Origin of the sequence: Legionella jordanis (assembly GCF_900637635.1) — a bacterium.
Taxonomy (GTDB): Bacteria; Pseudomonadota; Gammaproteobacteria; order Legionellales; family Legionellaceae; genus Tatlockia; species Tatlockia jordanis.
Map to the genome: position 1 here is coordinate 2,555,206 of NZ_LR134383.1, position 13,326 is coordinate 2,568,531.

A 13,326-nucleotide genomic window follows, 5' to 3' on the forward strand; every position below is an offset into this window, starting at 1 on the left:
CTGATTGTTAATAAAGTGAAAATTCCTTCCTGTGAAACTCAAGCAGATGCAACAGTTATTAAGCAGAACCGGTCTCGTTTAAAACCACAGAAAGTTTAGCCAATACATCCTCTACTTGAATGAGTTGCATTGCTTCCTTTCCATGAACTTTTTGGCCCCAAGCTTCCTCTTCACGAATTTTAAGAATATTTCTTACTGCTTGTGGATAGCGATTCACCACTAAGTGCCTAAATGTATAGGGACCAGATATTTCAGGATTGGTGACGGCGTGCAAAGCAACCACGGGGGTCCCCACCGCTGTGGCCATGTGAGAAGGACCCGTGTCAGGGCATAGCAAGGCTTGAGCATTATCAATAACCGCTAATAGCTGTTTAGGCTTGGTTTTGCCAACTAAGTCCAAACAAGAAACCTGCTTTAGGATGGCATCTGCCAACTTCCTATCGAAAGCACCCGGCCCCCCTGTTAATACCACCTGAGCCCGCCAACGCTTTTTAGCCTCTTTAATGACTTCAACATAACGCTCCACCGGCCAACTTCTTTCTGGTTTGCTGGCAGCCGGATTGACCAAAAGAATGGGCCCTTCTGCGGGTAAATGAGCACTCGCCCACTCCTTGTCGGCTTCTGTAATAGGTAGATTCCAATTGATTTTTATTTTTTCCAAACCCAATAACTGCGCGAATTTTAAAAAACTTTCGAGATTATGTTCTTCTCCGGGGCTTATCGTTTCTTTAACGAACCATCTGTGGCCATCTTTGGCACGCTCGGTATCGAAGCCTAACTTTCGTTCAGCTTTGATGAAGGGATAGAGCAGATTAGCTCTCAAACTGGCTTGGGCCGCTATAAGCACATCAAAAGAACGTCCATTTAATTGCTTTTTAAAGCGCCAATAATCCTTAATGCTATTTGGCTTATCAATAACAATGAAATCAACACCAGGCATTCCCTCAACCATGTCGTAGGCTGGACGAGAAATTACCCATGTAATTGAAACACCCGCCAAATTAGCCTGTAACGTTCTAATGAGGGGCACGAGCATTAATACATCGCCTAATGCCGAGAGGCGAACAATGCAGATGGATTTAATCATCTTTTAAAACAAATCTTGCGCTGCAATAAGGGCACACTTCAACGCCGGTCTTTTCTATAGGTAAGTAAACTTTAGGATGAGCATTCCATAATGCCATGTCATCAGTTGGACAACTTAAAGGTAAGTCACTATGATGGACTACATAGTTTTTTTTAGTACAGGCTGGTTCTTTTTTCGTTTCAGACATTGCTATTCCTCAGGCTCAATTAGGAATTGGGGTGCTATTATCCAATATTTTCTGCATAAGCGCCACGATCTTCTCTTTCGTGTCAGTAAAATCTTCACAATCAAAATAAATACCCTGAGGCCAAGTTCGAAGCCAAGTTAATTGCCGTTTTGCGAGTTGACGAGTAGCAGCAACACCTTTCTGACGCAGAGTGTCATAATTATAATCGCCTGCGAGATAATTAATCACTTGACGATAGCCAACGCTTTTCATTGAGGGGGAGGTAGGTGGCAATTGCCATTTCTGCAGCAATTGCGCTACTTCTCCCACAAAATCTTTGGCTAACATCTGCTCAAACCGCAAAGCAATTCGTTCATGCAGCCATTCTCTTCGTTGTGGGAATAAAATTAAATTGATGAAATGATATTTGCCTGCCCCTTTTTGTTCATTCCAAAAATAAGATAAGGGTTTTCCTGTTATTTGATAAACCTCAAGTGCCCTTTGAATTCGTTGAGTATCATTGGGATGGATACGGTTTGCGGATTCTGGATCCACTTGGTTTAGTTGCTCATGCAAATAAGACCATCCATGTCGTTCGGCTTGCCTTAACAATTCTGCGCGGATTAATTCATCTGCCTGTGGTAACGTGGATAAACCTTGCTGCAATGCATTGAAGTACATCATTGTTCCACCCACCAAAAGAGGATATTTTTTCCTTTCAAAAATAGCCTCTATGAGTTCAATGGCGTCCTCGCAAAACTCTGCGGCGGAATAGCTCTCTGAAGGCTCGATGATGTCAATTAAATGATGAGGAGTTTCCTTAAGTTCTTGCGGGCTGGGTTTTGCTGTACCAATGCTCATTTCTTTATAAATCATAGCAGAATCAACACTGATGATTTCTAAAGGGAAATGTTTGATTAGCTCGGTGGCCAGTGCAGTCTTCCCGGAAGCCGTTGGTCCCATCAAACAAAAAACTGTGTTAGTCATGTAGCAGATCCTGGCAGGTTTTTAGCGACAAATGCCTACACCAGGGCTGCGAATGCAAAGATTCTAAACACTGCATATGCGTGATGAGCATTACTTTGTCTTCTGCGCTGATCTGGTCGGGCACGAATGCTTGGTATTTAATTATTGCCTCCATGAATGCCGAATTGCTAAATAATCGTTCTTTAACTATAGCAATCAAGCATTGCTTAATATCAATGTAAGGCATGATAATGGGTATGGTTCGGATGAGCAATGTTTGTTCAGCCACCCAAGTAATCTCAATGCCATAACGCTTCAGAAGATGCTGCGCTTGCAATACATCTTCCTCCTTGAAAGCTTCAATTTTTAGCGTAATAGGAACCAATAAGGGTCGATGTGCAAGAGGAAGTTCATGCGCCAGCAAAGTGGAGTTTAACCAGTGACGGTATAAAGAGGAAAGCTCAACCAAATACGGCTCGTGAGATATTCGAATAATAGCAAAATCAGGTTTCAGAAAATACCAATCCGCCGAATGATTGCTGGTCTTGCTCGCTAAGCCTGGGAGCGGCCATGTAGACTCACGGAGCTCTAAGGCTTTTTTTGGAGGTTCTTTTGCAGAGTCATAAAAACATTGTTTATGCGAAATCAAAGTTCCCTGTATTTGTGAGCTAATGAAATCATGAACCATTCTAGGCTGCTGAAAACGAACCTCATGCTTGGTCGGATGAACATTTACATCCACTTCTTCCGGTCTAATTTCCAAATAAAGCAAACATGCAGGATGACGCCCTGGGTGGAGTGAGTCTTCATAAGCTTGCTTTATGGCATGATTCAGTAGTTTGTCTTTGACCATTCTTTTATTAACATAAATCCACTGCTTATCATTTTGGCTACGCTGATAATCAGAGCTCGAAATCCAACCCCAAAGCCGCATTCCCAAATGCTCTGCCTCAATATAATGTGCTTTTTCCATGAATGCTTTACCAAAAATTTTTTGAATTCGGGCCAGGCGACTCTTTTCATCATTGGCAGCGGGCAACTGAAAAATTTTTTTATCATTATGATGTAGTTGGATGCTTATTTCAGGAGCCGCTAATGCAAAACGTTTGACGACAGCTTCTATAATTTGAAATTCCAGCTGTTCGCTTTTTAAGAATTTTTTTCTCACTGGAGCATTGTAAAACAAATCACGCACATCAATGGTCGTGCCCTGCTTACGAGCACAAGGATGAATTCGAATGCCTTCCTCAGTGCTTACAAGCTTCATAGCATCCATCTGACAGACAGGCTTTGAACTAATACTTAAACGAGAAATAGAAGCAATGCTTGCAAGCGCTTCACCTCGAAAGCCCATGCTTGCAATGGAAAATAAATCCCCAAGCTCACAGATTTTACTGGTAGCATGTGGGGCAATCGCCAAAGGCAAGTCATCCGCCACAATCCCAAGTCCATCATCACTGATTTTAACCTGATTTAAGCCCCCATAGCTGATCTCAATATGGATGGAGCTTGCTTTTGCATCGAAAGAATTTTCCAGTAATTCCTTGACGATTGAAGCAGGCCGTTCAATCACTTCACCGGCTGCTATTTGATTGGCTACTGCCATGGGTAATTGCTGAATTCTCATGCCATATCGGGAATAACAAGTTTTTGCCCGGCCTTAATTTGGCTGCCTGACAAATGATTAACTGTTTTTAAAGAGGCAACCGAAACATGATACTTAGCAGCAATAAGGGGCAAGGATTCACCTCGCTGCACCAAGTGTATGTTATTGCTGCCAGCCCCAGCCATTGCTTCTATTCGGGTCCCATGCGGTGGATAATCCCAAAAATAATGCTTCAACCCTTCAAAAATGGCTTGTGTCAAGCGGGTTTGGTAAGCAGAATTAGTCAAATTGCTTTCCTCACGGGGGTTGGATATGAATCCTGTTTCAATCAGAATGGATGGAATATCTGGCGATTTTAATACCATAAAACGTGCTTGCTCGACCTTTCGATTATGCAGGTTGGTGATATGGTCTAAATTTCTTAAAACCCTTTCGCCCATGTGCAAACTTGCTCCGATAGTTGCAGTTTGCGAGAGATCAATTAATACGGTTCGAACCAAACCGCTTTGATCATCCAATTCCGATAAGTTAACCCCTCCCAGTTCCGAATAGTTTTCCTTTTCCGCAAGCCAACGTGCGGCCTCGCTGGTGGCCCCGGATTGAGATAGCGCAAAGACCGATGCCCCGCTTGAATGCTGATTGATAAAGGCATCTGCATGGATTGAAATAAAAACGTCGGCGTTGTATTTTCTGGCTATCTTCAACCGATCCCGTAATTCAATGTAGTAATCACCATTTCGTGTTAATACAGCCTTCATTCCCGGCTGGCGATCAATGATTTGCTTTAATTTTTGTGCAATAGCCAAGGTGACGTTTTTCTCAGCAGTTCTCCTTGGGCCACTAGCACCAGGGTCCTTGCCTCCATGACCGGGATCCAGCACTACTATGACGTCCCTAAGCCCTCGCGAAGGCGGTGCATGGTGCACCAAAACCGGTGCTGCTTGCCTGGACTTAACAACAGTTTGCTTGCCGGTAATTGGAAAAGAAGCTTTGCCTGAAGCAGGTTTTTGCATCCTGTCTTTCGTTTGCAAAGCGAGAGAAAAGCTATGTTTGGCGGCTGTTTGTTGCAAAAGCTTAGTCTGGGTTAGGACCATCTGGTTCACTTCGAAAACCAACCGTAAAGTATGAGGATTAGGATGGCCGCTTCGAATGTATTTAATTAACTCTCTGCCAAGATTAACATGATTTAAATTGAGAGCCAGATCGGTATTCTCAAAATCAATCACCACACGGTTTGGGTTGGTAAGAGTAAAGACTCGATGAGGAATAGCCTTATCCAGGGTAAATAATACTGAGGGGGCTCCATTCTGCTGTCTGATTTCAATAGATAGCAATTTAGCCGCAAACGCAGGAAAGCAGGCCAACATGAAAAAACAAAATCCGACGAGTGCACGTAAATTCATTTTTACTTACCTGTTAGGCAAGATAATATTCTTTCACCTGCGGTACTTGCTGCCGTAATGACCAGCAAGCGCCCGCTCCCCTTTATTGAAAAACAAAAATTCAGATCCGTATTTTGCAGGAGGGCTTTCGCATGTTCAGGCCACTCAATACAAGAAACTGAATCTTTGTGAAAATAATCTCTAAAACCAATATACTCCAGCTCCGCTTCATCGTGAATACGATAAAGATCAAAATGATGGACGTGAAATTTGGGACATTGATAGCTTTCCACGAGAGAGAAGGTCGGACTTTTGATGGCTGAGGTAATGCCCAGGGCTCTTAACATGGCTCGGATCAACGTTGTCTTACCCGCACCTATTTGCCCACTAAAAGTCAGGGTTAGCGGCGCTTCCAAACAGGCTGAAAGCTGAGTTGCTAATAACTCGCTGCGCGATTCATCAGGGAGAATCAATTCAGTTTTCTGCATTACAAAATACACCCTTTTGTTTATTAGGTTCGCTAGTGCATTAATTGCCTGTCTTAGCCAAACTCGGTTTAATTTACAAATTCTCTCACATAGGGCATTAAATCACTGGCCAAAAGCCCCCGTTCACCAAAAGCACTTGCAGCCGCATCCCCAGCCATGGCATGAACCCAGACGCCGTATTTGGCTGCATCAGCCAATGACAAACCTTGAGCAAATAGGCCGGCAATCACTCCATTTAAAGTATCACCCATGCCAGCACTCGCCATACCTGGATTTCCAGCGCTGCACAGATATACCTCCGCTTCATCGGTGCAAATCAATGTTCCTTGGCCTTTTAAAATGACATTGCCACCATATAATTTTTGCACAGCAAGAGCAGCTTGATAACGATCACTTTGCACGTCATTTGTTGAACAATTTAGTAAACAAGCCGCCTCTCCGGGGTGCGGAGTTAAAATCCAGTTATCATCATGTTGATGATTTTTTGCCAACAAACGTAATGCTGAAGCATCAATTATCATGGCTAACTGGGAGCCAATTGCTTTAGCAAACATGGCTTTGGCCCATTCATCTTCTCCCAAGCCAGGGCCTATAATGCAAACGCTGGCTCGTGCTATTAATGATGAAAGTTGTTCAATTTCCTCAATACCATAAATCATCGCCTCAGCTAAATCAGGCAGTACATGCCCAGCATGCTCAGGTCTTGTAGCAATAGTAACCAGCCCGGCTCCTGCGCGTAAAGCAGCTTTGGCTGCAAGATACACTGAGCCAGGCATCCCAAGCCCACCGCCAATAACTAGTACATGACCATAATTTCCTTTGTGTGAGTTTTTCAGCCGCGGGGGAAGGATAGGTTGTGGCAAATGCTTGTCCATTAAATAAGCTGCTGGAGTAATATGGGATAGGCAGGGTTCTAATTTAAGTGAATTGCATATTACCTTGCCGCAATAATCAGGCCCATCTGCGGTAAACAGGCCTAATTTGTTGCCAATAAAAGTAATGGTTGCCGTTGCCTTAACACACAGGGACATGACATTTCCGCTATCGGCGTTTAGGCCTGAAGGGATATCCAAGGCCAGGACCGGAATGTCACAATCGTTGATCTGGTTAATGGCGACTGCTATTGGCCCCCTAACCTCTCCTTGCAAACCTATACCAAGCAAGGCATCAACGATTAAATCAACGTCAGAATCTATGGGTTCATCAAGAGCCTGGCAATACAGTCCTGCGGAAAGAGCTTGTACTGCTGCATGTTGTGCTGCGGGAGGTAATTCTTCAACTGTTCGATACTGATTAACAATAACAGAATAGCCTTTTTCAAGCGCTAGGCGCGCGAGTACATAACCATCACCAGCATTATTTCCTCCTCCGCAAAATATCACCAGGCGTCGTGCCTTAGGAAACAATTGGCTCATGCAAGAAAATGCACTTTTTCCAGCACGCTCCATAAGCTCAGTTTCGCTTAGATGCATTTTGGATACAGCCATTCGTTCACATGAACGAATCTGTTTTACCTGGTAAAGAGGGGTTTTGGCCGCAGTCATTATTTTTCTTATGCTCCACTATGTGCCAGGAACAACATCAACATGCTATTTGCATGAATCATCGATGATGATCCATGTAAGTCTTTCTGATCTGAATTGAGAAATCCAAAAATTCTCTTAATGAATTTCTCTATGCTTCCTAGCAAACCAATTAAAGCAACGATTTGCTAGAAAGCATCGTCTATTGTAATGAATGTCGCGATTGCCATTTTATAATGGTAATCTTTCCTGCATTACAGGCTGACTTTATTTTTCTTTTTTCACCAGAGTAAGGGCTGGTTTGCGGCCTTTTGCTTCAAGTCCGGCTTTTGTCGAAGGAGGCGGTGGAGGTTGGAAAGGATCCTCTCCGAACTCCATGCCTTGTCCGTTTTCCTTAGCATAAATGGCCTGAACCGCCGCGGGCACAACAAAAATTTGTATGCTTTCACCTGAAAAGCGGGCAGTAAACACGATTCGATCATTCTCAAGATGAAGACCGCGACATGCTCTTGGTGAAATATTTAATACTATCCTACCATCATTGACGTACTCAAGCGGAACCTGGACACCTGGGTAATTAGCGTTCACCAGAATGTAGGGTGTCTTATCGTTATCAACAATCCAATCGTAGACAGCACGAATTAAATATGGCTTATTTGAGGTCATCATCATTAGGCTGCTCTCAATTGCCTCTCAGCATCGCTTAAACTGGTTTGAAACGCTTCTCTTTTAAAGACACGTTGCATATAAGCGTGCAAGCCTTTGAATTTTGCTGGAATTTCTATTCCCAATTGGGGGAGACGCCATAATAACGGAGCAAGGGCACAATCCAGTAAGGAAAATTCATCGCTTAAAAAATAAGGTTTGTCCGCAAATACCGGTTCGAGATTAAGTAAGCTTTCGGTTAAATACTGTCTGGATTGTTCGACATTACTGCCTAACTTAATATTTTCTAACAAACAATACCAATCTTGCTCTATACGATGCATCATCTTACGCGTTTCAGCTCTGGCAACTGGGTAGACCGGCAAGAGAGGAGGATGGGGAAAGCGCTCATCCAAGTATTCCATGATGATGCGTGCTTCGTAGAGAACCAGTTCTCTATCCAGAAGCGTGGGAACTGTCCCATAAGGATTGACAACCAATAAATCATTTGGAGCTTCACCTTGTTTTGCAGGAAGGATTTCAACATTCACTCCTTTCTCAGCCAGGACTATACGAACTTGATGACTGTAAATGTCATCACTGTCAGAATATAAAGACATAATCGTGCGCTTTGCCACAATAGCCATTAGCAACTCCTCGTCAGCAGTTAATCACACCTTTTAGGCATGCCAAAGGGCGCCATTTTATCACAAATTGCTCTCTATGAAGATAGAAAGAAAATATTTTCAAATTTAATACAATAAGCCTTGGAGTTATTGGCAAAAATAACCAATAAATTGAAACATCCAGTCACCTCTAATGTATTTTTTTCCAGTAAGCCTTCTTCAATTGATAGGCTATCACCAAGAAAATGAATAAAAATGCCAGCACTAAAACTCCTATTCGATAACGTACTAATTTCGCTGGCTCTGCGACATAGCTTAAAAAGCTTATCAAATCGTCAAGCATGCTATCGAATTCAGGTTGACTCATCTCACCCCTTTTAAGTAACACGAGGTGTGAAATGGGTGATTTAACATCAGTCCCCTGACGGACAGCGATTACTTCTCCTCGAAGAGGCTCTAAAACGTTGGGCATAGCTAAATCTGGAAGTAATAAATTATTGCTACCAAAAGGCCTTGTTTTATCCACATAGAAACTCTTCAAAAATGTATAAATCCAGTCTGCTCCGCGTTCACGAACTTTAAGAGATAAATCGGGGGGGAGATTCCCAAACCATTGCCTTGCCGATGTCTCAGGCATCGCTATCTGAATTGGCTCGGTTATTTTCGCACTGGTAAAAATAAGGTTATTAAATAATAAATCCTCATCTATTTCACCGGAGAATGTAGTCAGACCAAGATCTTCAGCCATACGGTTGTAGCGCATGTAGCGCAAAGAATGGCATCCTGAACAATAATTCATAAATATTTTTGCACCACGTTGCAGTTTAGCTTGATCCTGGACATCAATATTTCCCGATTGCATCACTACATCACTTGCAAAACACGGAGAAATTAATAATAAACCCAACAGGCAGGCAGCAATCCCTCTGTTCATACCGTTATCCTCTCGGGAACCGTTTGTGTTTGCTCATATCGCGTGTAAAAAGGCATAAAAATAAAGTATGCAAAATATACAGCAGTGAAAAAACGTGCCAAATACTGCTTGGCCGGGGTCATGATGACTGTCCCTAAATAGCCCAGAAAAATGAAACTGATTACAAAAATCAGCAAAGCATATTTCGAATAAATCCCTTTAAACCGCATTGCACGAACAGGACTTTTATCTAGCCAGGGAACGAAGAAGAGAATTAAAATTGAGGCAGCCATAATGATTACCCCGAACAATTTATCAGGTATGGCTCGCAACATGGCGTAAAAGGGTGTCAAATACCACACTGGGGCAATGTGTTCTGGGGTCACCATAGGATTTGCTGGGGCAAAATTTGGATGTTCCAAAAAATACCCCCCCATTTCTGGGGCAAAGAACACAACAGCAAAAAACACAATCAGAAAAACAATCACTCCGACAAAATCTTTTACCGTGTAGTAAGGATGAAATGGAATTCCATCGACAGGTTTGCCATTCTCATCCAAATGTTTTTTTATGTCGATACCAAGGGGGTTATTGGAACCGACTTTATGCAATGCAATAATATGTAAGAAGACTAAGAATATGAATAGAAGTGGAACTCCAATCACGTGCAAGGCAAAAAAACGCTGTAAAGTGGCATTGGCCACATTGAAATCCCCCCGCAGCCAGGTTGCCAGGCTCTCTCCAAAATAAGGGATTGCTCCAAACAATGAGGTTATGACTTGCGCCCCCCAGTAAGACATTTGTCCCCAAGGCAATAAATAACCAAAAAAGGCTTCTGCCATCAACAAAATGAACAGCAACATACCAATGATCCAAAGAAGTTCTCTTGGCCTTTGATAAGAACCATAAAGCAATGCTCTAAACATATGGATGTAGACCACAATGAAAAAGGCAGAAGCTCCTGTGGAGTGCATATAACGCAACAGCCAGCCATAGTTGACATCTCGCATTATGTATTCGACGGAGTTAAATGCCTGCTCTGCAGTGGCTGTATAAAACATGGTTAACCAGAGCCCTGTCAGCAATTGATTCAAAAGAACAATCAGGGCAAGAGAGCCAAAAAAATAGTAAAAGTTTAAATTTTTGGGTGCATAATATTCGCTGACATGCGCTCGCCATGTGGTTATCAATGGGAAACGCGAATCAAGCCAGTTCATTAGTCCATTCATCTCGCACTATCCTTCTTGTTTATCCTCTCCAATAACAATCACATGCTCACTCACAAAATGATAGGGCGGAACTGCTAAATTAATCGGCGCCGGCACCCCCTTAAACACTCGGCCAGCCAAGTCAAAGCGTGAACCATGGCAGGGACAGTAAAATCCACCTGGCCAATTTGGCCCCAGCTCATTAGGATTGGGCATGTATTTTGGCGAACAGCCCAAATGAGTACAAACTCCGATTAGCACTAAATACTCAGGATTGATCGAACGAAATTGGTTCTTAGCATAGGAAGGCTGTTGCTCGACAAGGGATTGAGGATCCCTCAAATCACTCTCGTCCTTATTCAGTGTTTGCAGCATTTCTTTAGTGCGGCGAATAATCCAAACTGGTTTTCCCCGCCAAGGAACAGTGACTTGCTGCCCTGGCTCCATTTTACTTAAATCAACCTGCACTGGAGCCCCTGCGGCTTGTGCTTGCGCGCTTGGCCACCAGGAAGAAACAAAGGGGGTGAGGGCACATGCCACACCAACGCCCCCCATTATCCCAGTAGTTGTCAATAAAAATTTTCGGCGTTGCTCATCGATTTCATCTTCGGTTGGGTTTTCATTCGGAGTGGGCTCATTGTAGTCCGTCACGGTAATTTATCCTGATTTGCTCATTTGATTGCAGAACATGCCTCAAAGTCAGTGGATGCCTCTATGAATTTGCCTAACTCAGTCAGCAAAAAAAATTATTCCAGTTATAACAAAGAATTAACCATTTGAAAATGGAGTGCTGAATAAAGGGACAGAAATTTTTAAATCTTGAAAATTTGCGGGATTGTAAACATTGCTTGAGCTTGATGCGGCCAAGCTTTAAAAATATAAGTTCCCACAACACTGCTGTCCCTGGAGGCATCAATAGCCCACTAAGCCATCTGCTGACTTGATTATACCGATTTTCTTTGACCATCGCTGAAGGGGGTTAAAACAAAAAACCCCGCATTGCGGGGTTTTGAAATACAAGACGATTAACGTTTGGAGTACTGAGTAGCACGGCGTGCTTTGTGCAAACCGACCTTTTTCCTTTCAACGCGTCTTGAATCGCGAGTCAGTAAGCCGCGAGCACGTAATTTTCTACGGAAAGAAGTGGGGGATGGCTCAGCGTCTTCAGCCAGATCGTTTTCATCATAAGCCACCAATGCTCTGGCTATACCAAGACGAACAGCACCTGCTTGTCCAGAAATACCGCCGCCCACGACGGTTGCATAAATATCAAACTTGTTTAAAACATCAACTGTTTCGAGAGGCTGACGCACAATCATGCAGGATGTTTCACGACCAAAGTACTCTTCCAGCGAACGATTATTAATCTTGATTTCGCCTTTCCCAGGGCGTAAAAAAACTCTAGCAGTTGAGCTTTTTCTACGGCCAGTGCCATAATATTGCTGTCTTTCAGCCATAATGCTTATTCCTCAATCTCAAGTGGCTTAGGTTGCTGGGCAACATGTGGATGCTCATTGCCTGCATAAACCTTTAGCTTACGATACATTTCTCTACCTAATGGATTTTTAGGGAGCATGCCTTTTACTGCAAGTTCGATGATGCGAACAGGATTTTTCTTCTGTAGCTTGTCAAAAGAAGTAGACTTGATACCACCAGGAAACCCAGAATGGTGATAATACATCTTCTCTTTAAATTTGCGGCCGGTAACAGTTACCTTTTCCGCATTCGTTACAATAATGTAGTCACCTGTATCAACATGTGGGGTATACTCAGCCTTGTGCTTGCCACGTAAACGACGAGCAATTTCAGTAGCAAGACGACCTAAAACTTTGTCGCTAGCATCGATCACATACCAGTCACGTTTGACCTCGTGTGTCTTGGCGCTAAATGTTTTCATTAATTAACTCCGTACCGCCTTCATTGGTAATCTTTCAATATGGACGGGCGATTTTAACCAAAACCGGGATAACCTACAAGACTATAGCCTAATTTCTTACAGTCTTTTTTAAATTTATGCGATTTAAATCTGAATTAAGGCCAATAATAAGATTAGGAAAACCAAAATCAGAAACCACAAAAAGTCAGGTATTGAACGGTTACAACTAATTAGGGATTAGTAAACGTTCAACATGATCCCCTGCTATTAGATGGCGAGCTATGATTTCATCAATATCAGCCATCGTAGCGTAAGTATACCATACTCCTTCAGGATAAATCACGATGCAAGGCCCTTCACTGCAACGACCTAGGCAGCCAGACTTGCTCACTCGAATTTTACCTGGTCCATGCATGCCAAGTTCCAGCAGTTTACCCTTTAAGTAGTCAAAAAAAGGTTCACCACCAGCATTGGCACAACAAGTTTTGCCAGCTATTTTCTGGTTAGTGCACAAGAACACATGTTTTGTATAATGAGCCAAAAACTACTTCCCTCGTGCTTCTATTTTTGTTTTTAACTTAAGGCCCGGTTTAAAAGTCACCACGCGTCTGGCAACCACCGGTATGGCCTGTCCTGTTTTAGGATTCCTTCCGGGGCGCTCAGGCTTGTCCCTTAACGTAAAGTTTCCAAAACCAGACAACTTCACATTCTCACCGTTTTCCAGGGCTGACTTTAAGGTTTCGAAAAACTGCTCAACCATCTCCCGAGCATCAGGTTTGCCCAATCCTAATTCACTGCATAAAGTTTCTGCAATCATTGCTTTACTTAGCGCATTCACGA

Annotated in this window: 16 protein-coding genes; all 16 read right to left on the reverse strand. The window is 43.0% G+C overall.

The genetic code is table 11. The features are described 5' to 3' along the window. Positions 1-58 precede the first annotated feature (58 nt). Positions 59-1,087, reverse strand: coding sequence for a glycosyltransferase family 9 protein (locus EL203_RS11520; RefSeq protein WP_058471271.1), 1,029 nt, complete (start codon positions 1,085-1,087; stop codon positions 59-61). After that, positions 1,080-1,274 (reverse strand): zinc-finger domain-containing protein, encoded by a 195-nt coding sequence (locus tag EL203_RS11525; protein WP_058471272.1) that lies wholly within the window; start codon positions 1,272-1,274, stop codon positions 1,080-1,082. Before EL203_RS11525 ends, EL203_RS11520 begins: the two co-directional genes overlap by 8 nt. Before the next feature lie 15 nt (positions 1,275-1,289). Next, positions 1,290-2,240 (reverse strand): tRNA (adenosine(37)-N6)-dimethylallyltransferase MiaA, encoded by a 951-nt coding sequence (gene miaA / locus EL203_RS11530; RefSeq protein ID WP_058471273.1) that lies wholly within the window; start codon positions 2,238-2,240, stop codon positions 1,290-1,292. Further along, positions 2,233-3,846, reverse strand: a complete 1,614-nt coding sequence (gene mutL, locus EL203_RS11535) for a DNA mismatch repair endonuclease MutL (protein WP_058471274.1) — start codon at positions 3,844-3,846, stop codon at positions 2,233-2,235. The genes miaA and mutL overlap by 8 nt, the downstream gene beginning before the upstream one ends. Further along, a complete protein-coding gene (locus tag EL203_RS11540; RefSeq protein WP_058471275.1) occupies positions 3,843-5,228 on the reverse strand; it encodes an N-acetylmuramoyl-L-alanine amidase in 1,386 nt (461 codons plus the stop codon). Before EL203_RS11540 ends, mutL begins: the two co-directional genes overlap by 4 nt. Positions 5,229-5,230: 2 nt before the next feature. Next, positions 5,231-5,695 (reverse strand): tRNA (adenosine(37)-N6)-threonylcarbamoyltransferase complex ATPase subunit type 1 TsaE, encoded by a 465-nt coding sequence (gene tsaE, locus EL203_RS11545; RefSeq protein ID WP_058471276.1) that lies wholly within the window; start codon positions 5,693-5,695, stop codon positions 5,231-5,233. Between the two features lie 68 nt (positions 5,696-5,763). After that, positions 5,764-7,239, reverse strand: coding sequence for a bifunctional ADP-dependent NAD(P)H-hydrate dehydratase/NAD(P)H-hydrate epimerase (locus tag EL203_RS11550; protein ID WP_058471277.1), 1,476 nt, complete (start codon positions 7,237-7,239; stop codon positions 5,764-5,766). A gap of 246 nt (positions 7,240-7,485) precedes the next feature. Beyond that, entirely contained in the window at positions 7,486-7,890 is a 405-nt protein-coding gene (locus tag EL203_RS11555; RefSeq protein ID WP_058471278.1) for a ClpXP protease specificity-enhancing factor, read from the reverse strand. After that, on the reverse strand, positions 7,890-8,510 hold the full coding sequence (sspA, locus tag EL203_RS11560; RefSeq protein WP_058471279.1) for a stringent starvation protein SspA: 621 nt from the start codon (positions 8,508-8,510) through the stop codon (positions 7,890-7,892). The genes EL203_RS11555 and sspA overlap by 1 nt, the downstream gene beginning before the upstream one ends. Positions 8,511-8,679: 169 nt before the next feature. Further along, on the reverse strand, positions 8,680-9,351 hold the full coding sequence (locus EL203_RS11565; RefSeq protein WP_232004095.1) for a cytochrome c1: 672 nt from the start codon (positions 9,349-9,351) through the stop codon (positions 8,680-8,682). A gap of 68 nt (positions 9,352-9,419) precedes the next feature. Then, entirely contained in the window at positions 9,420-10,631 is a 1,212-nt protein-coding gene (locus EL203_RS11570; RefSeq protein ID WP_058471281.1) for a cytochrome b, read from the reverse strand. Positions 10,632-10,637: 6 nt separating this feature from the next. Next, a complete protein-coding gene (gene petA / locus EL203_RS11575; RefSeq protein WP_232004097.1) occupies positions 10,638-11,165 on the reverse strand; it encodes a ubiquinol-cytochrome c reductase iron-sulfur subunit in 528 nt (175 codons plus the stop codon). Between the two features lie 470 nt (positions 11,166-11,635). Then, positions 11,636-12,067, reverse strand: coding sequence for a 30S ribosomal protein S9 (gene rpsI, locus EL203_RS11580; RefSeq protein WP_058471284.1), 432 nt, complete (start codon positions 12,065-12,067; stop codon positions 11,636-11,638). 5 nt (positions 12,068-12,072) lie between these two features. Beyond that, complete coding sequence (gene rplM / locus EL203_RS11585; RefSeq protein ID WP_058471285.1) at positions 12,073-12,507, reverse strand: 50S ribosomal protein L13; 435 nt, start codon at positions 12,505-12,507, stop codon at positions 12,073-12,075. A gap of 205 nt (positions 12,508-12,712) precedes the next feature. Beyond that, a complete protein-coding gene (locus EL203_RS11590) occupies positions 12,713-13,027 on the reverse strand; it encodes a (2Fe-2S) ferredoxin domain-containing protein (RefSeq protein WP_058471286.1) in 315 nt (104 codons plus the stop codon). Positions 13,028-13,030: 3 nt separating this feature from the next. Then, positions 13,031-13,324 (reverse strand): integration host factor subunit alpha, encoded by a 294-nt coding sequence (locus EL203_RS11595; RefSeq protein WP_058471287.1) that lies wholly within the window; start codon positions 13,322-13,324, stop codon positions 13,031-13,033. Positions 13,325-13,326 lie beyond the last annotated feature (2 nt).